Raw genomic sequence first — 24267 nt, forward strand, 5'->3', positions numbered from 1 at the left:
TATGTTTATCCTTGAAACGCTGAATTTCGTTGTTGATATTTTAAAAGTCCCTTCGGTGCTGGTCGGCTTAATTGCGCTTATTGGTCTGGTTGCGCAGAAAAAAGCGTTTTCGGACGTGGTGAAAGGGACGATTAAAACCATTCTTGGCTTTATTGTGCTGGGCGGCGGCGCCACGGTGCTGGTGGGGTCATTAAATCCTTTGGGCGGTATGTTTGAGCACGCCTTTACGATTCAGGGCATTATTCCAAACAATGAAGCGATTGTGTCAATTGCGCTGGAAAAATACGGTGCAGCGACCGCGCTTATTATGGCTTTCGGCATGGTGGCGAATATTATCGTCGCGCGCTTTACCCGCCTGAAGTACATCTTCCTGACCGGACATCACACGTTTTACATGGCGTGCATGATTGGCGTGATCCTGACGGTAGCAGGCTTTGAGGGCGTGGGTCTGGTCTTTACCGGCTCGCTAATCCTCGGCCTGATCATGGCCTTCTTCCCGGCGATTGCGCAGCGCTACATGAAGCGCATTACCGGCAACGATGAGATTGCATTCGGCCACTTCGGCACGCTGGGCTACGTGCTGTCCGGCTGGATTGGCAGCAAGGTCGGCAAAGGCTCCCGCTCAACCGAAGAGATGAACCTGCCGAAGAACCTGAGCTTCCTGCGCGACAGCTCGATTTCCATCTCCCTGACCATGATGATTATCTACCTGATCATGGCGGTGAGCGCCGGGCGCGAGTACGTGGAGGCCACCTTCAGTGGCGGTCAGAACTACCTTGTCTACGCCATCATCATGGCGATCACCTTCGCGGCGGGCGTGTTCATCATCCTGCAGGGCGTGCGCCTGATTCTGGCGGAAATCGTTCCGGCCTTTACCGGCTTCTCGGAGAAACTGGTGCCGAACGCGCGTCCTGCGCTGGACTGCCCGGTGGTGTATCCCTATGCGCCAAACGCGGTGCTGATTGGCTTCCTGTTCAGCTTCCTCGGCGGGATTGTAGGGTTGTTCATTTGCGGTCAGTTTAGCTGGGTGCTGATCCTCCCGGGCGTCGTGCCGCACTTCTTCACCGGCGCAACGGCGGGCGTGTTCGGTAACGCCACCGGCGGACGTCGCGGGGCAATGATTGGCGCCTTTGCTAACGGCCTGCTGATCACCTTCCTGCCGGTCCTGCTGCTGCCGGTGCTGGGCGCCATTGGTTTTGCCAACACCACCTTCTCGGATGCCGACTTCGGCGCGGTCGGGATTGTGCTCGGCAACCTGGCGCGCTTCCTTTCGCCGCTCGCCATCACCGGGCTGGTCGTGGCGCTGTTCGCGCTGCTGGTGGCGTACAACGTCTTCGCGAAAAACAAACCTGCGGGCGGTAACGCGCAGGAAAACACCGGAGCCAAATCATGAATGAGAAAGAGATAACCGAACTCGCGCGTCAGATCCGTCTTGAGACGCTGAAATCCCTGACGCTGCTGGGCTTTGGGCACTACGGTGGCAGTATGTCGGTGGTTGAAACCCTGGCCGTGCTGTACGGCGCGGTGATGAAAATCGACCCGGCGGATCCGGACTGGCCGGAGCGGGACTATTTTGTCCTGTCGAAAGGTCATGCGGGCCCGGCCCTCTACAGCACGCTGGCGATCAAGGGCTACTTTCCGGTTGAAGAGCTGAGCACGCTGAACCAGAACGGCACGCGTCTGCCAAGCCATCCGGACCGCCTGAAAACGCGCGGCGTGGACGCCACCACCGGTTCGCTGGGGCAGGGGATCTCCATTGCCGGCGGTATGGCGCTTTCGCACAGGCTGGCGGGGCGACCGAATCGCGTCTTCTGCATCGTCGGTGACGGCGAGCTGAACGAGGGGCAGTGCTGGGAAGCCTTCCAGTTTATTGCCCACCATCGCCTGAACAACCTGACGGTATTCGTGGACTGGAACAAACAGCAGCTCGACGGCGAGCTGGACGAGATCATCAGCGCGTTCGACCTGGAGGGGAAATTCCGCGCCTTTGGCTTTGACGTGGCGAAGGTGAAGGGCGACGACATCCCGGGCCTGCTGGCGGTGACGTCGCGGGTCCCGGCTGCCGACGCGCGTCCGTTAGTCGTCATCCTCGACAGCATCAAAGGGCAGGGGGTGCCGTACCTGGAACAGCTCAGCAACTCGCACCACCTGCGGTTGACCGCGGAGAGCAAAGCGGCCCTCAACGAGACGATTCGCCAACTGGAGGCTTCACATGATTAAGGTTGCACCGGCAGGAGAGAAAGACGCCGTTGAGATGCGTAAGGTCTACGCGGGCTTTGTGGCAAAGCAGATTGAGGCGGGAAGCGAGATTATCGCCCTGGAAGCGGATCTGATGAGCTCGATGGCGATGGACGGCGTGGCGCGCGATTATCCGCAGCACGTGATTAACTGCGGCATTATGGAAGCCAACGTCATCGGCACGGCAGCCGGGCTGTCGCTTACCGGGCGTAAACCGTTCGTTCATACCTTCACCGCGTTTGCCAGCCGTCGCTGCTTCGACCAGCTGTTTATGTCCCTGGACTATCAGCGCAACAACGTGAAGGTGATTGCCTCGGATGCGGGCGTGACGGCCTGCCATAACGGCGGAACGCATATGTCGTTTGAGGATATGGGCATCGTACGCGGTCTGGCGCATTCGGTGGTGCTGGAGGTGACCGACGCGGTGATGTTTGAGGACGTGCTGCGCCAGCTTATCGACCTCGAAGGCTTCTACTGGGTACGCACCATCCGTAAGCAGGCGCCGAGCGTGTATGCGCCGGGCTCAACCTTCACCATTGGTAAAGGCAACGTGCTGCGCGAAGGAACCGATATCACCCTGATTGCCAACGGCATCATGGTGGCGGAAGCGCTGGAGGCGGCGCGCCAGCTTGAGCAGGAGGGGGTAAGCGCGGCGGTCATCGACATGTTTACCCTGAAGCCTATCGACCGGATGCTGGTGAAAAACTACGCCGAGAAAACCGGTCGCATCGTCACCTGTGAAAACCACAGCATTCACAACGGGCTGGGATCGGCGGTGGCGGAGGTGCTGGTGGAAACCTGCCCGGTGCCGATGCGGCGGGTGGGCGTCAAGGAGCGTTACGGTCAGGTGGGGACGCAGGAGTTCCTGCAGAAGGAGTATGGCCTGACGGCGCATGACATTGTGTCGGCGGCGAGAGAGCTGTTGTAAATAAAAAAGGCGACCAATTAAGTGGTCGCCTTTTTGTTGCCCGGTAAGCGCTAGCGCCACCGGGCTTTTTAACATTACTGCTGCTGTGAAGACTGGATCGCAGTCAGCGCGATGGTGTAGACGATATCGTCAACCAGCGCGCCACGAGACAGGTCGTTCACAGGTTTGCGCATGCCCTGCAGCATTGGCCCGATGGAGATCAGGTCTGCTGAACGCTGCACCGCTTTATAGGTGGTGTTACCGGTGTTCAGATCCGGGAAGATGAACACGGTAGCGCGACCTGCAACCGGCGAGTTCGGCGCTTTAGATTTCGCAACGTCGGCCATCACGGCGGCGTCGTACTGCAGCGGGCCGTCGATCATCAGGTCAGGACGTTTTTCCTGCGCCAGACGGGTCGCTTCACGTACTTTCTCTACGTCGCTACCAGCACCAGAGGTACCGGTGGAGTAGGAGAGCATCGCTACGCGCGGTTCGATACCGAAGGCAATCGCGGAGTCCGCGGACTGGATAGCGATTTCTGCCAGCTGCTCTGCGGTTGGATCCGGGTTGATCGCGCAGTCACCATAAACGTAAACCTGTTCAGGCAGCAGCATGAAGAACACGGAAGAAACCAGAGAGCTGCCCGGTGCAGTTTTGATCAGCTGCAGCGGTGGGCGGATGGTGTTCGCCGTGGTGTGAACCGCACCGGAAACCAGACCGTCAACTTCGTCCTGCTCCAGCATCAGCGTGCCCAGCACCACGTTGTCTTCCAGCTGTTCGCGTGCAACGGCTTCGGTCATGCCCTTGCTCTTACGCAGCTCAACCAGACGGGCAACGTAGCTCTCGCGAACCACTTCAGGGTCAACGATTTCGATGCCAGCGCCCAGCTCAACGCCCTGAGACGCCGCAACGCGGGTGATCTCATCCGGGTTACCCAGCAGCACGCAGGTCGCGATGCCGCGCTCTGCACAGATAGCAGCTGCTTTAACGGTACGTGGTTCGTCGCCTTCTGGCAGAACAACGCGTTTGCCCGCTTTACGCGCCAGCTCGGTCAACTGATAACGGAATGCTGGAGGAGACAGGCGGCGGCTGCGCTCGGAGGTTGCAGTCAGGGACTCGATCCAGTCTGCGTTGATGTAGCCCGCTACGTATTCCTGAACTTTCTCGATACGCTCGTGGTCATCAACCGGCACTTCAAGGTTGAAGCTCTGCAGGCTCAGAGAGGTCTGCCAGGTGTTGGTGTTCACCATGAAGACCGGCAGGCCGGTAGCGAACGCGCGTTCGCACAGCTTGCTGACGCGTGGGTCCATCTCGTAGGCACCGGTCAGCAGGATCGCACCGATTTCCACGCCGTTCATCGCTGCCAGGCAGGCGGCAACCAGCACGTCAGGACGATCTGCGGAGGTCACCAGCAGGGAACCAGCGCGGAAGTGTTCCAGCATGTGCGGAATGCTGCGCGCACAAAAGGTCACGGACTTCACGCGGCGGGTGTTGATGTCGCCTTCGTTAACGATGGTGGCGTTCAGGTGACGCGCCATATCGATTGCACGGGTGGCAATCAGATCGAAGCTCCATGGCACCGCGCCCAGTACTGGCAGAGGGCTGGATTCCTGCAGCTTAGCCGGGTCAACTTTGATGACTTTCGCTTTGGAAGAGTCGTCGAAGATCTCGGACAGGTCAGGGCGAGTACGGCCCTGCTCATCCACCGGTGCGTTCAGTTTGTTCACGATCACGCCGGTGATGTTGGTGTTTTTCGCGCCGCCGAAGCTGCTGCGCGTCAGTTCGATACGCTCGTTCAGCTGCTCTGGGGTATCAGTGCCCTGAGACATCACGAAAACGATCTCTGCGTTCAGGGTTTTCGCGATTTCGAAGTTCAGAGACTGGGCAAACTGGTGTTTGCGGGTTGGCACCAGACCTTCAACCAGCACCACTTCCGCGTCTTGCGCGTTAGCATGGTAGTTGGCGATGATCTCTTCCATCAGCACGTCTTTCTGGTTGCTGGACAGCAGAGATTCAACGTGGCTCATCTTCAGCGGTTCGGCCGCCGGCAGATTGGAGTTCTTGCGAACGATGGTGGTGGTCTGGTCTGGCGCATCGCCACCGGCACGTGGCTGGGCGATTGGCTTAAAGACGCTCAGACGAACGCCTTTGCGTTCCATAGCACGGATAACGCCAAGGCTGACGCTGGTCAGGCCGACGCTGGTTCCGGTAGGGATCAGCATAATAGTACGGGACACGGTTTATCCTCTTTCGTTACCGCCGCAATTGGGCGGGTTACAAAACAGCACCGCCAGCATTGCTGGCGGTGTGGAATCAGGCAGTCAGGCGGTGCGCGTCTTGCGCAATGACCAGTTCTTCGTTAGTTGGGATAACGAGAGCAGGGCGGGTGCCTTCTTTGTTGATGAAGCCAGACTTGCCGAAACGGGCAGCCAGGTTACGCTCGTGATCAACGTCGAAGCCCAGAACGCCCAGTTTGCCCAGGGACAGTTCACGAACCATTGCCGCGTTCTCACCGATACCACCGGTGAAGATAACCGCGTCCAGACGGCCTTCCATCAGCGCAGTGTAAGAGCCGATGTATTTCGCCAGACGGTGGCAGTAAACGTCCATTGCACGTTTAGCGTCTTCTTTCTCTGCGTAGTTGTCTTCAACGTAACGGCAGTCGCTGGTGACTTCGGTCAGACCCAGCAGGCCAGACTCTTTGGTCAGCATTTTGTTGATCTGGTCAACGCTCATGCCCAGGGTGTCGTGCAGGTGGAAGATGATCGCCGGGTCGATGTCACCGGAACGGGTACCCATCACCAGACCTTCCAGCGGGGTCAGACCCATGGAAGTATCAACACATTTACCGTTGCGGATAGCAGAAACAGAACCACCGTTGCCCAGGTGGCAGGTGATGATGTTCAGTTCTTCAACCGGCTTGTTCAGGACTTTAGCGGCTTCCTGAGTCACATAGAAGTGGCTGGTGCCGTGTGCGCCGTAGCGACGTACGCCGTGTTCTTTGTACAGGCTGTATGGCAGGGCATAGAGGTAAGACTCTTCCGGCATGGTCTGATGGAACGCGGTGTCGAATACGGCCACGTTTTTGTCTTTCAGATTCGGGAAGGATTTCAGCGCTTCAGCGATACCGATCAGGTGAGCCGGGTTGTGCAGCGGTGCGAAGGACGCAGAGTCCTTGATGCCCTGGATCACAGATTCGTCGATGACGACGGAGCTGGTGTATTTTTCGCCGCCGTGGACGATACGGTGACCAATCGCAGTCAGCTGAGCAGACAGTTCTGGTTTTTGTGCCAGAATAGTGTTAACGATAAAGTTCAGCGCTTCACTGTGAGCGGCGCCTGCACCTAAAGCCGCTTCTTGTTTGCTGCCGTCCATCTTCCACTTGATACGTGCTTCAGGCAGATGGAAACATTCGGCCAAACCAGAGAGGTATTCGTCACCGTTGAGCGCATCGATGATGGCGAATTTCAGTGAGGAGCTACCGCAGTTCAGAACCAGTACTAACTTACTCGACATGGAAGTACCTATTATTGATACGTGGCTAAAAAAACGTCAGTGAGTCTAACAGCGTAACGCATGAGGACTCGGACATTTATGATTAACATCATGCCAAACGAACATTGTGGCATGATGGAAGAAATAACTATGATTTTATGCCATTTTGCACAATTTTCAGCCAATGGCATAATGTGCAATAATTTGACGAGTTAATGATTCTCGTCTATGGCCCTATCAGGCTGGCACAGGATACCCGATACGGGGTAGAGATGACAAAATATTTTGAACGTTGTCATAGCTTGTTGTGGTTTTGCACGAAAATTTTAATTTTTATATGTGAAGTTGAGGTACAGCCATGTCGACACCAGAGAACCCGTCCGTAAATTTTTTTAGTCTGTTTCGTCGGGGACAGCATTACGCAAAGACGTGGCCGATGGAAAAGCGCCTTGCGCCGATGTTCATTGAGAATCGCACCATTCGCGCCACGCGCTATGCGATTCGCTTTATGCCGCCAGTCGCTGTCTTTACGCTGTGCTGGCAGATTGCGTTGGGCGGGCAGCTTGGTCCTGCCGTCGCGACGGCGCTCTTCGCCTTAAGCCTGCCGATGCAGGGCCTGTGGTGGTTAGGTAAACGGTCCATCACTCCGCTTCCCCCTTCTATTTTACACTGGTTTTATGAAGTGCGCGGAAAACTGGAGGAGGCCGGGCAGGCGCTCGCCCCGGTTGAAGGCAAGCCGGATTACCAGGCGCTGGCGGACACATTAAAGCGTGCTTTTAAGCAACTGGATAAAACATTCCTCGATGACTTGTGATTGATCATCGAAACGACGACGAAAAGAAGGCACAGTAACAATCAGTTACCGTGTCTTTTTTTTAAGTGCAATGCGCTACAGGAGTCGAAAGATGGAAATGACCCATGCTCAACGTCTGATTTTGTCCAACCAGTACAAGATGATGACTATGCTTGATCCCGATAACGCTGCGCGCTACAGCCGCCTGCAAACCATCGTCGAACGCGGTTTTGGTTTGCAAATGCGCGAACTGGACCGAGAGTTTGGCGAGCTGAAAGAAGAAACCTGTCGCATCGTGATCGACATTATGGAGATGTATCACGCCCTGCACGTGTCCTGGACGAATCTCAAAGATCGGCAGTCCATCGACGAGCGCCGCGTGACCTTCTTAGGCTTTGATGCCGCAACGGAAGCGCGTTATCTGAGCTATGTTCGCTTTATGGTGAATACAGAAGGGCGCTATACCCACTTTGACGCGGGTACCCACGGCTTCAACGCGCAGACCCCAATGTGGGATAAATATCAGCGAATGCTAAGCGCGTGGCACGCCTGCCCGCGCCAGTACCATTTAAGCAGCAACGAAATTCAACAAATCATTAATGCCTGACGGAGGTGCGTGTGCAGTGTAGAGGTTTTCTGTTTGATCTGGACGGTACGCTGGTGGATTCGCTGCCGGTTGTGGAGCGTTCATGGTGCCATTGGGCTGACCGACATGGCATCGACCATCAGGACGTGCTGAATTTTATCCATGGCAAACAGGCCATCACCTCGCTACGGCACTTCCTGGCCGGAAGTTCTGAGGACGAAATTCAGGCGGAGTTCAAATACCTGGAACACATTGAAGCCACGGATACGGACGGCATCACAGCCTTACCGGGCGCGCGCGAATTGCTTGAGCATCTGAACGAGGCGCAGATCCCGTGGGCTATCGTTACATCAGGCTCCATTCCCGTCGCCCACGCTCGTCATAAGGCGGCAGGTTTACCGAAGCCGGAAGTGTTTATCACTGCGGAGCGCGTAAAGCGCGGTAAACCGGAGCCCGACGCGTTTTTACTGGGCGCTGAACTGCTGGGCCTCGCGCCCGCAGAATGCGTGGTGGTGGAAGATGCGGCCGCTGGCGTACTGGCCGGGCTGAACGCCGGAAGCCACGTTATCGCGGTGAATGTTCCGGCGGGATCTCCCCGCCTGGAGGAGGCAGACTTTGTGCTGGATTCGCTGACGGCGCTGGCAGTTTCGAAAGCCTCTGACGGAGTGGTAACCGTCTCGCTAAAACTGTAATCCCATGATACAGCCCCACATTGCTGGGGCTTTTTTATGGCACAATTCCTCATCTCCCACTGACAAGGACATGTTGTGAACGGTGAACTGATTTGGGTCCTGAGCCTGCTTTTAATCGCCATCCTTCTTTTTGCAACGGGCAAGGTACGCATGGACGCCGTCGCCTTGTTTGTCATCGTGGCGTTTGTGCTGAGCGGAACGCTCACGCTACCGGAAGCGTTTTCCGGGTTTAGCGATCCTAACGTTATCCTGATTGCCGCCCTGTTTATTATCGGTGATGGGCTGGTGCGTACCGGCGTGGCAACCATCATGGGGTCGTGGCTGGTGAAGGTGGCGGGCAGCAGCGAAACCAAAATGCTTATCTACCTTATGGTGACCGTCGCCGGGCTGGGGGCGTTTATGAGCTCAACGGGCGTGGTCGCCATCTTTATTCCGGTGGTGCTGAGCGTCTCCATGCGGATGCAGATCTCGCCGTCGCGCCTGATGATGCCCCTGAGTTTTGCCGGTTTGATCAGCGGCATGATGACGCTGGTGGCAACGCCGCCGAACCTGGTCGTCAACAGCGAGCTTATCCGGGAAGGATTTCAGGGCTTCAGTTTTTTCAGCGTCACCCCGCTTGGGCTGGTCATTCTGGTGATGGGCGTGGTCTACATGCTGCTGACCCGGTTTGCCCTGAAAGGTGAAAAACAGGACAAAAATAAAGAAGGGTGGAAGCGACGCACCTTCCGCGATCTGATTAAAGAGTACCGTCTTACCGGGCGCGCGCGCCGTCTGGCTATTCGTCCCGGCTCGCCGATGGTGGGACAGCGTCTTGACGACCTGAAGCTGCGTGAGCGCTATGGCGCGAATGTTATCGGCGTAGAGCGCTGGCGTCGTTTTCGTCGGGTTATTGTCAACGTCAACGGGGTGTCGGAGTTCCGCGCGCGGGACGTCCTGCTGATTGATATGTCCACCGCGGACGTGGATCTGCGCGAGTTTTGCAGCGAACAGCTGCTGGAACCGATGGTGCTGCGCGGGGAGTATTTCTCCGATCAGGCGCTGGATGTCGGCATGGCCGAAGTATCGCTGATCCCGGAATCGGAACTGCTGGGCAAAACTGTGCGGGAAATGGGATTCCGAACCCGCTATGGCCTGAATGTCGTGGGGCTGAAGCGCGATGGCGTGGCGATGGAAGGGGCGGTGGTGGATGAGCCGATCCTGCTGGGCGATATCTTCCTCGTTGTCGGTAACTGGAAGCTGATTAGCCAGCTCGGGCAAAAAGGGCGCGATTTTGTGGTGCTCAACATGCCTGTCGAGGAGAGCGATGCCTCCCCGGCGCACAGCCAGGCGCCCCACGCGATTTTTTGTCTGGTGCTGATGGTGGCGCTGATGCTGACCGATGAAATCCCTAATCCGGTCGCGGCAATTATCGCCTGCCTGTTGATGGGCAAATTCCGCTGCATTGACGCCGAAAGCGCGTATAAAGCCATTCACTGGCCGAGCATTATTCTCATCGTCGGGATGATGCCCTTCGCCCTGGCGCTGCAAAAAACCGGCGGGGTGGATCTGATCGTTAAAGGCTTAATGGACGTTGGCGGCGAGTATGGGCCGTACATGATGCTGGTCTGTCTGTTTATCATGTGCGCCACCATCGGTCTGTTTATCTCCAACACCGCGACGGCGGTACTAATGGCGCCGATTGCGCTGGCGATGGCCAAATCCATGGGCGTGTCGCCGTATCCCTTTGCGATGATGGTGGCGATGGCTGCTTCCGCGGCATTTATGACGCCGGTCTCTTCACCGGTGAACACGCTGGTACTGGGGCCCGGGAATTATAGGTTCAGTGATTTTGTGAAGCTGGGCGTGCCGTTCACCGTGCTGGTGATGGTGGTGTGCGTGGTGTTAATCCCGGTTTTATTCCCGTTTTAGCGTGAGCGCAGAAACGTAGGCCGGGAAAGGCGCAGCCGCCACCCGGCTAAAAATTACAACGGTGAATCCTGGCTAATCTCATCCAGCGAAAGATGGAAACTCGGCACAAACACCTGCATAAAATAGTCCATCTCTGCGCTGCGGCGGGATTCCAGCGTTTTTTCCAGACGCGTTTTCGCCAGTAAAAATTCGTTATTCCCCGCGGACAGCTCTTCCAGACACTTCAGATAGGCGCAGAGCGCGTCGGCCTGCTTGACCAGCGACTTTTCATCTTCCGTGTACTGATGCTCATCGATGAGCGGCTCGAAAATGTCGCGCAACTCATCCGGCACCATGTCAATCAGCTTCTGCTGGGCAATCTTTTCGATGGCCTTGTATTCCTGCGCAATCTGCGAGTTGAAATATTTCACCGGCGTAGGCAGGTCGCCGGTCAGCACTTCTGACGCATCGTGGTACATCGCCAGCAGGGCGATGCGCTCTGGATTGACCTGACCGTTGAATTTGCGGTTTTTAATGGCGGCCAGCGCATGAGCAACCATGGCAACCTGCAGACTGTGCTCTGATACGTTCTCTGTGCGCACGTTGCGCATCAGCGGCCAACGGTTGATGAGTTTCAGGCGGGAGAGGTGGGCGAAGAAATGACTCTGACTCATAGGATACCTTTTGTCTTCACTGCGACAGGCGTTCATTGTGCGGGGAGGGGAGGGAAGATGCAAATCAGGCTACCGAAGTAGCCTGATTTTTAGATTACTGATGGTATCCGGCCAGGAAGCGCCCGAAGCGGCTGATGGCCATTTCGAGGTCATCTTCGCGCGGCAGCGTCACGATACGCACGTGATCCGGCCACGGCCAGTTAAACGCCGTCCCCTGAACCAGCAGCACTTTTTCCTGCAGCAGGAAATCCAGCACCATTTTCTGGTCGTCATGAATATTGAAGCGCTTTGCGTCAATTTTCGGGAACATATAGAGCGCGCCATTCGGCTTCACGCAGGAGACGCCCGGTATATCGTTGATCAGCTCCCACGCGCGGTTGCGCTGTTCGTACAGGCGACCACCGGGAACGATGAACTCGCTAATGCTCTGATAACCACCCAGCGCCGTCTGGATCGCGTGCTGCGCCGGAACGTTGGCACATAAACGCATGGAGGCCAGCATCTCCAGCCCTTCAATATAGCCTTTGGCGTGCTTTTTCGGACCGTTTAAGACCATCCAGCCCTGACGGAAACCGGCCACGCGGTAGGTTTTTGACAGGCCGTTAAAGGTGACGGTCAGCAGATCCGGGGCCAGCGCGGCGATGGAGTGGTGCTGTGCCGCGTCGTACAGGATCTTGTCGTAAATTTCGTCGGCAAAGATGATCAGGTTGTGCTGGCGGGCGAGCTCGACGATCTCCATCAGCAGCTCTTTTGAGTACACCGCGCCCGTTGGGTTGTTCGGGTTAATGATCACGATGCCGCGCGTGCGGGGGGTGATTTTTGCGCGAATATCATCGAGGTCCGGGAACCAGTCGGAGGACTCGTCGCACAGATAGTGCACGGCTTTCCCGCTCGACAGTGATACGGCAGCCGTCCACAGCGGATAGTCCGGCGCGGGAACCAGCATTTCGTCCCCGCTGTTCAGCAGCGCCTGCATCGCCTGCACGATCAGTTCAGAGACGCCGTTGCCGATATAAATATCTTCAACGGTAACATCGCGCATACCGCGTGCCTGATAATGCTGCATGATGGCTTTACGTGCGGAGTAAAGGCCTTTGGAATCGCAATAGCCTTGCGCAGTAGGAAGGTTGCGGATCACGTCAACCAGAATTTCATCCGGCGCTTCAAAACCAAATGGCGCAGGGTTACCAATGTTGAGTTTCAGAACCTTGTTGCCTTCCTCTTCAAGGCGTTTTGCCTCTTTCAGAACCGGGCCGCGGATGTCATAACAGACGTTATCTAGCTTGCTGGATTTTTCGATAGGGGACATGAACCTTTAACCTTTTCGCTATTATTGCCACTCCCTGCCGTGGAAGTCAGCACGGAATAATGTACTCCCCCCTCGCTTCGTTTTGAAGGGTGTGCAGTAGAAGATTTTGTGCCGGAAGCAAAATTTTGATAAATCTTTTTCGCTGTGCGTTAGCTTTTTTACTGTCTTAAAGTTGTGCGTATGGCACGCTGATAGGTTAAATGTGCTATTCATTTGTCAGGATTCTGTATATTGTGCTAATAAAAATAAGTGGTGAACCTGACAACGGTAGCAATCACCCTGCGTGACTTTTCGTAAAACCTGAATGCTTGATACATGTTCCTGTAAAAGCATAATGTGGCTAAAAGTTGCTCATGTGAAATTAATGTTAAGTGCCATTAATGAATGGTCTTAATCTAAATTAAAATTTATTTATTATTAACCTATAAAATGCAACTTTAGTTAATTTTAATAAAATTAGTTTAGAAGCTTAACATTCTTCTTTAATCCTCAATATTGCAATAAGACTTATAAATAAAGTGGATTTGGGTTAAGATGTCTTTCAGGAAAGCAGAGTGCAGATGCAAGAATTTTGTATATCTGGCACTGACTTTTCGAATTAATTGATTGTTATTGTTGGAGTTATCTCTGGCTGGAATGTGTCGCACATCTCCTGCTACGTTGACAGCGCTGCGATAAAGATGGCAGAAAAGGTGTTATACCTTTAATGTAATTTACATAAACCTGCGAACATCTAAATATCCTGAACGTTTAAGAGAATAAAAATAACGTCATGAAACGTGCTTTCTGACTGTTGATATAAAGCAGCACAATAACTATCTGTCAGGCAGTCTGCCGGGCCGGGATGCGAGGGAAAACCTTCAGAGGGAATTGCTTAACTGTTACACACAGCTTCAACCCGGGCAGCTCCGCACGAGCAACCTGAAAGTGAATAGATATGATAAATGCAAATCGTCCGATAATGAATCTCGACCTCGATCTGCTGAGAACGTTTGTTGCGGTCGCCGATCTCAACACTTTTGCAGCAGCTGCTGCCGCCGTTTGCCGAACTCAGTCCGCCGTTAGCCAGCAAATGCAGCGGCTGGAGCAACTGGTTGGTAAAGAGCTTTTTGCACGACACGGGCGTAATAAGCTCTTAACGGAACACGGTATTCAGCTACTGGGTTATGCCAGGAAAATTCTTCGCTTTAATGATGAAGCATGTATGTCATTAATGTTTAGCAACCTTCAAGGGGTGCTAACGTTAGGCGCATCTGATGAGTCAGCGGATACGATATTGCCGTTTCTTCTCAACCGTATTAGTTCGGTTTATCCGAAGCTTGCGCTGGACGTTAGCGTAAAACGTAATGCCTTTATGGTTGAGATGTTAAATGAGCATAAAGTCGACCTGGTGGTGACGACGCATCGTCCCGGGCAGTTTGATTGCCTGACGTTGCGCACATCACCTACGCACTGGTATTGCGCAGCCGAGTACGTGCTGCAAAAAGGGGAGCCGGTTCCGCTGGTATTACTGGATGATCCGAGCCCGTTCCGCGATATGGTGCTTACGGCGCTGAATGAGGCCAACATTCCGTGGCGATTGGCGTATGTGGCTTCCACGCTGCCAGCGGTTCGTGCCGCCGTGAAGGCCGGTCTGGGCGTAACGGCCCGTCCGGTAGAGATGATGAGTCCCGATCTGCGCGTCCTGGGGAAATCCGATGGTCTCCCTGCGCTGCCGGATACGGAGTATCTGCTCTGCCACAATTCGTCCAGCCATAACGAGTTGGCCAAAGTGGTGTTCGAGGCGATGGAAAACTACCATAATCCGTGGCAGTTCGAGCGCATTACCTCCGAAGGGGGGGATGACTCCCTGATCGTCGAAGGGGATTTTGAGTGATCGATAGCTCAATATTCTGGTAACAAAATGTAAGTGTAAAAAACAGCCACTCGTGTGATTTTCACATGCAGTGGCTTTTTTTACGCAATAATACCCGCTTATGGCGCAAGGGTTTTCAGGATACTCTCTTATTTATCAATAAGCTGAATACTTTTGCTTAAAACTTGTCCGTTTTCCGTTCTAACTTCGCCCATATCCCTCTCATGTTAAAAAAACAGGAAATATGTTGCCGTTTTCCATGTTGAATTAACAAAAGCGTGTCGCAGATCAAGAAAATACTCCTATTTGGGGGGAGGAATCGTTGGCAAATCCTGTCAAAATAGGAGGGTTATTTTTTTTACTTCCGAAACGGACACGATTCAACAACATACATTTGACGGAAAGTCATGCACCCACCAGGGTTAAAGGGCACCAAATGTTAATGAGAATCGCTCGATGTAATTTAATGTGAAGAAACCTTTGTTAAAGTTGACAATAGGTTATAGAAAGGAGTAAAAAACCCCATCATTTTGCTGTCTACGTCTCATTTCTGACAGTTAGTGTAAGGTTATTTGTTCCTCCCCATGAATCGATGTGATGCCCATCTGCCAGCAAGAGCAGTGTCGTTGGTATCACTTTTGATGAGTAAGCAATGAGTATGTCAACATCCACAGAAGTCATCGCTCATCACTGGGCATTCGCAATCTTTCTTATTGTAGCCATTGGCCTGTGCTGCCTGATGTTAGTCGGCGGCTGGTTCCTGGGCGGTCGCGCCCGTGCAAGGCACAAAAACACACCTTTCGAATCAGGTATTGATTCAGTAGGTTCCGCTCGCTTACGCCTGTCTGCCAAGTTCTATCTGGTAGCCATGTTCTTCGTCATCTTCGACGTGGAAGCGCTTTACCTTTTCGCATGGTCAACGTCCATCCGCGAAAGTGGTTGGGTGGGCTTTGTCGAGGCCGCAATTTTCATTTTAGTGCTACTGGCCGGTCTGGTTTATCTGGTGCGTATTGGCGCGCTTGACTGGACGCCTGCGCGTTCACGTCGTGAACACATCAACCCGGAAAACAGTATCTCTAATCGTCAGCAGTAACAGCGAGGCAATAAGATGGATTATACGCTCACCCGCATAGATCCTAACGGTGAGAATGACCGTTACCCCCTGCAAAAACAGGAGATCGTAACCGACCCCCTGGAGCAAGAAGTCAATAAAAGCGTGTACATGGGCAAGCTCGAACATGCCATGCACGATATGGTCAACTGGGGTCGTAAGAACTCCATCTGGCCTTACAACTTTGGCCTTTCTTGCTGCTACGTTGAAATGGTGACGTCATTCACTGCGGTGCATGACGTTGCGCGTTTTGGGGCCGAGGTACTCCGTGCTTCCCCGCGTCAGGCTGACCTGATGGTGGTAGCCGGTACGTGCTTTACCAAGATGGCACCTGTTATTCAGCGTCTTTATGACCAGATGCTGGAGCCAAAATGGGTTATCTCCATGGGCGCATGTGCAAACTCTGGCGGTATGTACGACATTTATTCCGTCGTGCAGGGCGTAGATAAATTTATCCCAGTGGATGTGTACATCCCGGGTTGTCCGCCACGTCCGGAAGCTTACATGCAGGCGCTGATGCTGCTGCAGGAATCTATCGGTAAAGAACGTCGCCCACTGTCGTGGGTTGTTGGCGATCAGGGTGTGTATCGCGCGAACATGCAGTCTGAGCGCGAGCGTAAACGTGGTGAACGTATTGCCGTCACCAACCTGCGTACGCCTGACGAAATTTAATTTGCGCCTGTAGGCCTGGAGAACACCTTCGCATATCACTACTCAAATAGCGCGAAGCCAGGCTCAACAGTCACCACGGACCATTTGCAATGGTGAACAATATGACCGACTTAACCGCGCAAGAAGCCGCCTGGCAGACCCGGGATCATCTGGATGACCCAGTCATTGGCGAACTGCGCAACCGTTTTGGGCCGGATGCCTTTACTGTTCAGGCTACCCGCACCGGGGTACCCGTTGTTTGGGTGAAGCGTGAGCAATTGCTGGAAGTTGTCGATTTCCTCAAGAAATTGCCAAAACCGTACGTCATGCTGTTTGACTTACACGGCATGGATGAACGTCTGCGTACCCACCGCCAGGGTCTCCCTGCTGCGGATTTTTCCGTTTTCTACCACCTGATCTCAATAGACCGTAATACGGATATCATGCTCAAGGTGGCATTGTCTGAAAACGACATGCATCTGCCGACAATCACCAAACTTTTCCCGAACGCGAACTGGTATGAGCGTGAAACCTGGGAAATGTTCGGCATGACCTTCGACGGCCACCCGCATCTGACGCGCATCATGATGCCGCAGACCTGGACCGGCCACCCGCTGCGTAAAGACTACCCGGCACGTGCAACCGAATTCGATCCGTTTGAGCTGACCAAAGCCAAACAGGATCTGGAAATGGAAGCGCTGACCTTCAAACCGGAAGACTGGGGCATGAAGCGCGGTACCGACAACGAGGACTTCATGTTCCTCAACCTCGGTCCAAACCACCCGTCTGCGCACGGTGCATTCCGTATTATTCTTCAGCTTGATGGCGAAGAGATTGTCGACTGCGTGCCTGACATCGGCTACCACCACCGTGGTGCTGAGAAGATGGGCGAGCGTCAGTCCTGGCACAGCTACATTCCGTATACCGACCGTATCGAGTACCTCGGCGGCTGCGTCAACGAAATGCCATACGTGCTGGCCGTTGAGAAACTGGCGGGTATCGTTACGCCGGATCGCGTTAACGTGATTCGCGTTATGCTGTCAGAACTGTTCCGTATCAACAGCCACCTGCTGTACATCTCCACGTTCATTCAGGACGTCGGCGCGATGACCCCGGTCTTCTTCGCCTTTACCGACCGTCAGAAAATCTACGATCTGGTGGAAGCGATTACCGGTTTCCGTATGCACCCGGCCTGGTTCCGTATCGGCGGTGTGGCACACGATCTGCCGCGCGGCTGGGACCGTCTGCTGCGTGAGTTCCTCGACTGGATGCCAAAACGTCTGGCGTCATACGAGAAAGCCGCGCTGCGTAACACCATTCTGAAAGGCCGTTCCCAGGGCGTTGCTGCCTACGGCGCGAAAGAAGCGCTGGAGTGGGGTACGACAGGTGCAGGTCTGCGTGCGACCGGTATTGATTTCGACGTGCGTAAAGCCCGTCCTTACTCTGGCTACGAGAACTTCGACTTTGAAGTCCCGGTGGGCGGCGGTGTCTCCGACTGCTACACCCGCGTGATGCTGAAAGTAGAAGAGCTGCGCCAGAGTCTGCGCATCCTTGAGCAGTGCCTCAACAACATGCCGGAAGGCCCGTTCAAGGCGGATCACCCGCTGACAACGCCGCCGCCGAAAGAGCGCACGCTGCAACATATCGAAACCCTGATCACCCACTTCCTGCAGGTTTCCTGGGGTCCGGTCATGCCGGCGCAAGAATCCTTCCAGATGATTGAAGCGACCAAGGGTATTAACAGTTACTACCTGACCAGTGACGGCAGCACCATGAGCTACCGTACCCGCGTGCGTACGCCGAGCTTTGCGCACCTGCAGCAGATCCCGTCCGCCATCCGCGGCAGTCTGGTCTCCGACCTGATTGTGTATCTGGGTAGTATCGATTTTGTTATGTCAGATGTGGACCGCTAATTATGCACGAGAATCAACAACCACAAACCGAGGCTTTTGAGCTGAGTGAAGCAGAACGTGCCGCGATTGAGCACGAGATGCACCACTACGAAGACCCGCGTGCGGCGTCCATTGAAGCGCTGAAAATCGTACAGAAACAGCGTGGTTGGGTGCCGGATGGGGCGATCTATGAGATCGCGAAAGTGCTGGGTATTCCGGCAAGCGACGTAGAAGGCGTGGCCACGTTCTACAGCCAGATCTTCCGTCAGCCGGTTGGCCGCCATGTGATCCGCTACTGTGACAGCGTGGTCTGCCACATCACCGGTTATCAGGGCATTCAGGCTGCGATTGAGAAAAAGCTCAATATCAAGCCGGGCCAGACCACGTTCGATGGACGCTTTACCCTGCTGCCAACCTGCTGCCTGGGTAACTGCGACAAGGGGCCGACCATGATGATTGATGAGGACACTCACAGCCATCTGACGCCGGAAGCGATTCCTGACCTGCTGGAGCAGTACAAATGAAAACTGTAATTCGTACTGCTGAGACGCATCCGCTGACCTGGCGTCTGCGCGATGACAAACAGCCGGTATGGCTCGACGAATACCAGAGCAAAAACGGCTATGCCGGAGCGCGTAAAGCCCTTGGCGGCATGGCGCCGGACGACATCGTTAACGCGGTGAAAGACTCCGGCCTGAAAGGCCGCGGCGGCGCGGGCTTCTCCACCGGTCTGAAGTGGAGCCTGATGCCGAAAGACGAATCCATGAACATCCGTTACCTGCTGTGTAACGCCGATGAAATGGAGCCGGGCACCTATAAAGACCGCATGCTGATGGAACAGCTGCCGCACCTGCTGGTGGAAGGCATGCTGATCTCCGCGTTTGCGCTGAAAGCCTACCGTGGCTACATCTTCCTGCGCGGTGAGTACATTGAAGCGGCGGAAAACCTGCGTCGCGCGATTGCCGAAGCCACCGAAGCGGGCCTGCTGGGTAAAAACATCCTGGGTACCGGCTTTGACTTTGAACTGTTCGTGCACACCGGCGCAGGGCGTTATATCTGCGGTGAAGAAACCGCGCTGATTAACTCCCTGGAAGGCCGCCGCGCGAACCCGCGTTCCAAGCCACCGTTCCCGGCAAGTTCCGGCGTATGGGGTAAACCGACCTGCGTAAACAACGTTGAAACCCTGTGTAACGTTCCGGCTATCCTCGCCAACGGCGTGGAGTGGTATCAGGGCATCTCCTCAAGTAAAGATGCTGGTACTAAGCTGATGGGCTTCTCTGGTCGCGTTAAAAATCCTGGCGTCTGGGAACTGCCGTTCGGTACCACCGCACGTGAAATTCTTGAAGACTACGCTGGCGGCATGCGCGATGGCCTGAAATTCAAAGCCTGGCAGCCGGGTGGGGCAGGGACAGACTTCCTGACCGAAGCCCACCTCGACCTGCCAATGGAATTCGAAAGCATTGGTAAAGCAGGCAGCCGTCTGGGTACGGCGCTGGCGATGGCCGTCGACCACGAGATCGGCATGGTCTCGCTGGTACGTAACCTGGAAGAGTTCTTCGCCCGCGAGTCCTGCGGCTGGTGTACACCGTGCCGTGATGGTCTGCCGTGGAGCGTGAAGATCCTGCGTGCAATCGAACGTGGCGAAGGCCAGCCTGGAGATATCGAAACGCTTGAGCAACTGTGTCGATTCTTAGGCCCGGGTAAAACCTTCTGTGCCCACGCACCGGGTGCCGTCGAACCTCTGCAGAGCGCGATCAAATATTTCCGCGACGAGTTCGAAGCAGGCATCAAGCAGCCGTTCAGCAATACCCATGCCATCAATGGGATTCAGCCGAACCTGCTTAAAGCGCGCTGGTAACGACAAGAATTTTGATTAACGCTCGGTTTCGACCGAGCCAACTGGAAGCATGCTAATGGCTACGATTCATGTAGACGGCAAAGAATACGAAGTCAACGGGGCGGACAACCTGCTGGAAGCTTGTCTGTCTCTTGGCCTCGATATTCCGTACTTTTGCTGGCATCCGGCGCTGGGCAGCGTCGGTGCTTGCCGCCAGTGTGCGGTGAAGCAATATCAAAACGCGGAAGACACGCGTGGTCGCCTGGTGATGTCCTGTATGACGCCAGCCACCGAAGGCACTTTTATTTCGATTGATGACGAAGAAGCCAAACAGTTCCGCGAAAGCGTTGTGGAATGGTTGATGACCAACCATCCGCACGACTGTCCGGTCTGTGAAGAGGGCGGTAACTGCCACCTTCAGGATATGACCGTGATGACCGGCCACAGCTTCCGTCGCTATCGCTTTACCAAGCGTACCCACCGTAACCAGGATCTGGGGCCGTTCATCTCTCACGAAATGAACCGCTGCATCGCCTGCTACCGCTGCGTGCGTTACTACAAAGACTACGCAGACGGTCAGGATCTGGGCGTATATGGCGCGCACGATAACGTCTACTTCGGTCGTCCGGAAGACGGTACGCTTGAAAGCGAATTCTCCGGTAACCTGGTAGAAATCTGCCCGACCGGCGTATTCACGGATAAAACCCACTCCGAGCGTTACAACCGTAAATGGGACATGCAGTTTGCGCCAAGCATCTGCCAGCAGTGTTCCCTCGGCTGTAACACCAGCCCGGGTGAGCGTTACGGCGAGCTGCGTCGTATCGAAAACCGTTACAACGGCACCGTTAACCACTACTTCCTGTGCGACCGCGGTCGTTTCGGCTATGGCTATGTGAACCTGAAAGACCGTCCGCGTCAGCCGGTTCAGCGCCGTGGCGACGACTTCATCACCCTGAACGCTGAGCAGGCGATGCAGGGCGCGGCAGATATTCTGCGTCAGTCGAAGAAAGTGATCGGTATCGGCTCCCCGCGCGCCAGCATCGAAAGCAACTTCGCGCTGCGCGAGCTGGTTGGAGCGGAAAACTTCTATACCGGTATCGCTCAGGGCGAGCAGGAACGTCTGCAGCTGGTACTGAAAGTGCTGCGTGAAGGTGGTATTCATACCCCTGCGCTGCGCGAAATCGAATCTTATGATGCGGTCCTGGTGCTGGGTGAAGACCTGACGCAGACGGGCGCACGTGCGGCTCTGGCGGTTCGCCAGGCGGTGAAGGGGAAAGCACGTGAAATGGCAGCGGCGCAGAAAGTGGCTGACTGGCAGATTGCGGCGATCCTCAACATCGGCCAGCGCGCGAAGCATCCTCTGTTTGTGACGAACGTCGACAACACCCGTCTGGATGATATCGCTGCGTGGACCTACTGCGCACCGGTTGAAGATCAGGCGCGCCTCGGCTTTGCCATTGCCCACGCGCTGGACAGCAGCTCGCCGGCCGTTGAACTGGATCGCGACCTGCAAAACAAGGTTGACGTGATTGTTCAGGCCCTGGCGGGTGCGAAGAAACCGCTGATTATTTCCGGTACCAACGCCGGTAGCGCGGAGATCATTCAGGCGGCAGCCAACGTTGCCAAAGCCCTGAAAGGCCGCGGTGCGGACGTCGGCGTGACCATGATTGCCCGTGCGGTGAACAGCATCGGTCTGGGTATGATTGGCGGCGGCTCGCTGGAAGCAGCGTTAAGCGAACTGGAATCCGGTTCTGCTGACGCCGTTGTGGTGCTGGAAAACGATCTGCATCGCCACGCCTCTGCCGCTCGCGTTGACGCCGCGCTCTCCAAAGCGCCGCTGGTAATGGTCATTGACCATCAGCGCACCGCGATTATGGATAAAGCGCACCTGGTGCTCTCTGCGGCAAGCTTCGCAGAAAGCGACGGTACCGTTATCAACAACGAAGGTCGCGCCCAGCGTTTCTTCCAGGTTTACGATCCGGCGTATTACGACAGCAACACCGTGATGCTGGAAAGCTGGCGCTGGCTGCACTCCCTGCACAGCACCGTGCAGAGCCGTGAAGTGGACTGGACGCAGCTCGACCACGTTATCGACGCGGTAGTCGAAAAACTGCCTCAGCTGGCAGGCATTAAAGATGCCGCACCTGAAGCAAGCTTCCGCATTCGCGGCCAGAAACTGGCGCGTGAACCGCACCGCTACAGCGGCCGTACCGCGATGCGCGCCAATATCAGCGTGCACGAACCGCGCCAGCCGCAGGATAAAGACACCATGTTCGCCTTCTCTATGGAAGGGAACAACCAGCCGTCTGCGCCGCGTTCGCAAATCCCATTCGCATGGGCGCCGGGCTGGAACTCCCCGCAGGCATGGAACAAGTTCCAGGCTGAAGTGGGTGGTTCCCTGCGCCACGGCGATCCGGGCGTGCGCCTGATTGAAGCCTCCGAAACCGGTCTGGACTTCTTCACCACCGTTCCAGCGAGCTTCCAGGCGCAGGAAGGTAACTGGCGTATCGCGCCGTACTACCATCTGTTCGGTAGCGACGAGCTGTCCCAGCGTTCACCGGTCTTCCAGACCCGTATGCCGCAGCCGTACATCAAGCTTAACCCGGCTGATGCCGCGAAGCTTGGCGTTAACGCGGGCGCGAACATTGCCTTTAGCTATGACGGCCAGACCATCAGCCTGCCGCTGATTATTTCTGAAAGTCTGACAGCAGGGCAGGTCGGTCTGCCGATGGGTATGCCTGGCATCGCGCCGGTTCTGGCGGGTGCGCGTCTTGATAATCTGCAGGAGGCAAAAGCATGAGTTGGTTAACGCCGGATCTTATCGACATCCTGCTGAGCATTCTGAAAGCGATTGTTATCCTGCTGGTGGTGGTCACCTGCGGCGCGTTCATGAGCTTTGGTGAACGTCGTCTGCTCGGTCTGTTCCAGAACCGTTACGGACCGAACCGCGTGGGCTGGGGTGGTTCACTCCAGCTGGTCGCGGACATGATCAAGATGTTCTTTAAAGAGGACTGGATCCCGCGCTTCTCGGACCGCGTGATCTTTACTCTGGCACCGATGATCGCCTTCACCTCGCTTCTGCTGGCGTTTGCTATCGTTCCGGTCAGCCCGACCTGGGTGGTCGCCGATCTGAACATCGGCATTCTGTTCTTCCTGATGATGGCAGGCCTCGCGGTTTACGCGGTGCTGTTCGCAGGCTGGTCCAGTAACAACAAATACTCGCTGCTGGGTGCGATGCGTGCTTCCGCGCAGACGCTGAGCTACGAAGTGTTCCTGGGGCTCTCCCTGATGGGCGTGGTGGCGCAGGCCGGTTCATTCAACATGACCGACATCGTCAACAACCAGGCCGACATCTGGAACGTTATCCCGCAGTTCTTTGGGTTTATTACCTTTGCTATCGCGGGCGTGGCGGTGTGTCACCGTCACCCGTTTGACCAGCCAGAAGCCGAACAGGAACTGGCCGACGGTTACCACATTGAATATTCCGGTATGAAATTCGGTCTGTTCTTCGTGGGCGAGTACATCGGTATCGTCACCATTTCCGCGTTGATGGTAACGCTGTTCTTCGGTGGCTGGCATGGCCCGTTCTTACCGCCGTTCATCTGGTTCGCGCTGAAAACCGCGTTCTTCATGATGATGTTCATTTTGATTCGCGCAGCGTTACCGCGTCCGCGTTACGACCAGGTAATGTCCTTCGGCTGGAAAGTGTGCCTGCCGCTGACGCTCGTCAACTTGTTGGTAACGGCCGCTGTCATTCTCTGGCAGCAGCCATAAGGGGCTATAGACCATGACCTTAAAAGAATTACTGGTAGGCTTCGGTACCCAGGTACGCAGTATCTGGATGATCGGCCTGCACGCGTTTGCCAAACGCGAAACCCGGATGTACCCGGAAGAGCCGGTATATCTGCCGCCGCGCTACCGTGGCCGTATCGTGCTGACGCGCGACCCGGACGGTTCCGAGCGCTGCGTTGCCTGTAACCTGTGTGCGGTAGCGTGTCCGGTAGGCTGTATCTCTCTGCAGAAAGCAGAGACGGTAGACGGCCGCTGGTACCCTGAGTTCTTCCGCATCAACTTCTCACGCTGCATCTTCTGCGGTCTGTGTGAAGAAGCGTGCCCAACCACGGCGATTCAGCTGACTCCAGACTTCGAGCTGGGTGAGTACAAGCGTCAGGACCTGGTGTACGAGAAAGAGGATCTGCTGATTTCCGGTCCGGGCAAATACCCGGAATATAACTTCTACCGGATGGCGGGTATGGCAATCGACGGCAAAGATAAGGGCGAAGCAGAGAACGAAGCTAAGCCTATCGACGTCAAGAGCCTGTTACCGTAAGGAGAGGGCA

20 protein-coding genes are annotated in these 24267 nt (G+C 55.4%); 16 read left to right on the plus strand and 4 right to left on the minus strand.

Features of this window, described 5'->3' with window-relative positions; all coding sequences use genetic code 11:
- The first annotated feature begins 1 nt into the window (after position 1).
- Genes ACOTZB_RS12860 through ACOTZB_RS12870 form a run of 3 tightly spaced genes read left to right on the plus strand, consistent with a single transcriptional unit; the run spans position 2 to position 3166 of the window.
- On the plus strand, positions 2-1393 hold the full coding sequence (locus ACOTZB_RS12860) for a PTS ascorbate transporter subunit IIC (RefSeq protein ID WP_023312548.1): 1392 nt from the start codon (positions 2-4) through the stop codon (positions 1391-1393).
- Entirely contained in the window at positions 1390-2220 is an 831-nt protein-coding gene (locus ACOTZB_RS12865; RefSeq protein ID WP_421627306.1) for a transketolase, read from the plus strand. Before ACOTZB_RS12860 ends, ACOTZB_RS12865 begins: the two co-directional genes overlap by 4 nt.
- The gene (locus ACOTZB_RS12870; RefSeq protein WP_193806081.1) at positions 2213-3166 is read left to right on the plus strand and encodes a transketolase family protein; all 954 of its coding nucleotides are present in this window, start codon (positions 2213-2215) and stop codon (positions 3164-3166) included. Before ACOTZB_RS12865 ends, ACOTZB_RS12870 begins: the two co-directional genes overlap by 8 nt.
- A 74-nt stretch (positions 3167-3240) precedes the next feature.
- Here the strand turns inward: ACOTZB_RS12870 and pta are convergent, their stop codons facing one another.
- Positions 3241-5382, minus strand: coding sequence for a phosphate acetyltransferase (gene pta / locus ACOTZB_RS12875; protein WP_023312545.1), 2142 nt, complete (start codon positions 5380-5382; stop codon positions 3241-3243).
- Between the two features lie 76 nt (positions 5383-5458).
- Entirely contained in the window at positions 5459-6661 is a 1203-nt protein-coding gene (gene ackA, locus ACOTZB_RS12880) for an acetate kinase (RefSeq protein ID WP_023312544.1), read from the minus strand.
- A gap of 337 nt (positions 6662-6998) precedes the next feature.
- On the opposite strand from ackA, the gene yfbV reads away from it, so the two are divergent.
- The 4 genes from yfbV (at position 6999) to ACOTZB_RS12900 (ending at position 10619) form a co-directional block, all read left to right on the plus strand.
- The gene (gene yfbV, locus ACOTZB_RS12885; protein ID WP_023312543.1) at positions 6999-7454 is read left to right on the plus strand and encodes a terminus macrodomain insulation protein YfbV; all 456 of its coding nucleotides are present in this window, start codon (positions 6999-7001) and stop codon (positions 7452-7454) included.
- A gap of 91 nt (positions 7455-7545) precedes the next feature.
- On the plus strand, positions 7546-8040 hold the full coding sequence (locus ACOTZB_RS12890) for a YfbU family protein (protein ID WP_023617380.1): 495 nt from the start codon (positions 7546-7548) through the stop codon (positions 8038-8040).
- Positions 8041-8051: 11 nt separating this feature from the next.
- A complete protein-coding gene (locus ACOTZB_RS12895) occupies positions 8052-8711 on the plus strand; it encodes a sugar phosphatase (protein ID WP_421627307.1) in 660 nt (219 codons plus the stop codon).
- Between the two features lie 75 nt (positions 8712-8786).
- Positions 8787-10619: an SLC13 family permease gene (locus tag ACOTZB_RS12900; protein WP_421627308.1), complete on the plus strand. Its 1833-nt coding sequence runs from the start codon at positions 8787-8789 to the stop codon at positions 10617-10619.
- Between the two features lie 53 nt (positions 10620-10672).
- Here ACOTZB_RS12900 and yfbR read toward each other — a convergent pair whose 3' ends face one another.
- Together yfbR and alaA are read right to left on the minus strand one after the other, a co-directional pair.
- Positions 10673-11272, minus strand: a complete 600-nt coding sequence (gene yfbR, locus ACOTZB_RS12905; RefSeq protein WP_029741932.1) for a 5'-deoxynucleotidase — start codon at positions 11270-11272, stop codon at positions 10673-10675.
- A gap of 94 nt (positions 11273-11366) precedes the next feature.
- Positions 11367-12581, minus strand: coding sequence for an alanine transaminase AlaA (alaA, locus tag ACOTZB_RS12910; RefSeq protein ID WP_421627309.1), 1215 nt, complete (start codon positions 12579-12581; stop codon positions 11367-11369).
- 937 nt (positions 12582-13518) lie between these two features.
- Between alaA and lrhA the strand changes: the two genes are divergently transcribed.
- The 9 genes from lrhA to nuoI all read left to right on the plus strand — a co-directional run bounded on the left by lrhA (position 13519) and on the right by nuoI (position 24257).
- Entirely contained in the window at positions 13519-14457 is a 939-nt protein-coding gene (gene lrhA, locus ACOTZB_RS12915) for a transcriptional regulator LrhA (protein WP_047174162.1), read from the plus strand.
- A 631-nt stretch (positions 14458-15088) separates the two neighbouring features.
- The gene (nuoA, locus tag ACOTZB_RS12920) at positions 15089-15529 is read left to right on the plus strand and encodes an NADH-quinone oxidoreductase subunit NuoA (RefSeq protein WP_014171000.1); all 441 of its coding nucleotides are present in this window, start codon (positions 15089-15091) and stop codon (positions 15527-15529) included.
- A 15-nt stretch (positions 15530-15544) separates the two neighbouring features.
- Positions 15545-16219 (plus strand): NADH-quinone oxidoreductase subunit NuoB, encoded by a 675-nt coding sequence (gene nuoB, locus ACOTZB_RS12925; protein WP_003861482.1) that lies wholly within the window; start codon positions 15545-15547, stop codon positions 16217-16219.
- Between the two features lie 89 nt (positions 16220-16308).
- Positions 16309-18111, plus strand: coding sequence for an NADH-quinone oxidoreductase subunit C/D (nuoC, locus tag ACOTZB_RS12930; RefSeq protein WP_023312537.1), 1803 nt, complete (start codon positions 16309-16311; stop codon positions 18109-18111).
- A 2-nt stretch (positions 18112-18113) separates the two neighbouring features.
- Positions 18114-18614: an NADH-quinone oxidoreductase subunit NuoE gene (nuoE, locus tag ACOTZB_RS12935; protein WP_006176513.1), complete on the plus strand. Its 501-nt coding sequence runs from the start codon at positions 18114-18116 to the stop codon at positions 18612-18614.
- The gene (gene nuoF / locus ACOTZB_RS12940; RefSeq protein ID WP_421627311.1) at positions 18611-19948 is read left to right on the plus strand and encodes an NADH-quinone oxidoreductase subunit NuoF; all 1338 of its coding nucleotides are present in this window, start codon (positions 18611-18613) and stop codon (positions 19946-19948) included. Before nuoE ends, nuoF begins: the two co-directional genes overlap by 4 nt.
- Before the next feature lie 55 nt (positions 19949-20003).
- Positions 20004-22727, plus strand: a complete 2724-nt coding sequence (gene nuoG, locus ACOTZB_RS12945) for an NADH-quinone oxidoreductase subunit NuoG (RefSeq protein ID WP_257830680.1) — start codon at positions 20004-20006, stop codon at positions 22725-22727.
- Positions 22724-23701, plus strand: a complete 978-nt coding sequence (nuoH, locus tag ACOTZB_RS12950) for an NADH-quinone oxidoreductase subunit NuoH (RefSeq protein WP_008500211.1) — start codon at positions 22724-22726, stop codon at positions 23699-23701. The genes nuoG and nuoH overlap by 4 nt, the downstream gene beginning before the upstream one ends.
- A gap of 13 nt (positions 23702-23714) precedes the next feature.
- Positions 23715-24257 carry an NADH-quinone oxidoreductase subunit NuoI gene (gene nuoI, locus ACOTZB_RS12955; RefSeq protein ID WP_003861491.1) on the plus strand — a complete coding sequence of 181 codons (543 nt, stop codon included), beginning with the start codon at positions 23715-23717 and terminating at the stop codon, positions 24255-24257.
- The last annotated feature ends 10 nt before the right edge of the window (positions 24258-24267 follow it).

The organism is Enterobacter cloacae complex sp. SHL020 (assembly GCF_049236945.1).
In the GTDB taxonomy this organism is placed as follows: Bacteria; Pseudomonadota; Gammaproteobacteria; order Enterobacterales; family Enterobacteriaceae; genus Enterobacter; species Enterobacter dykesii.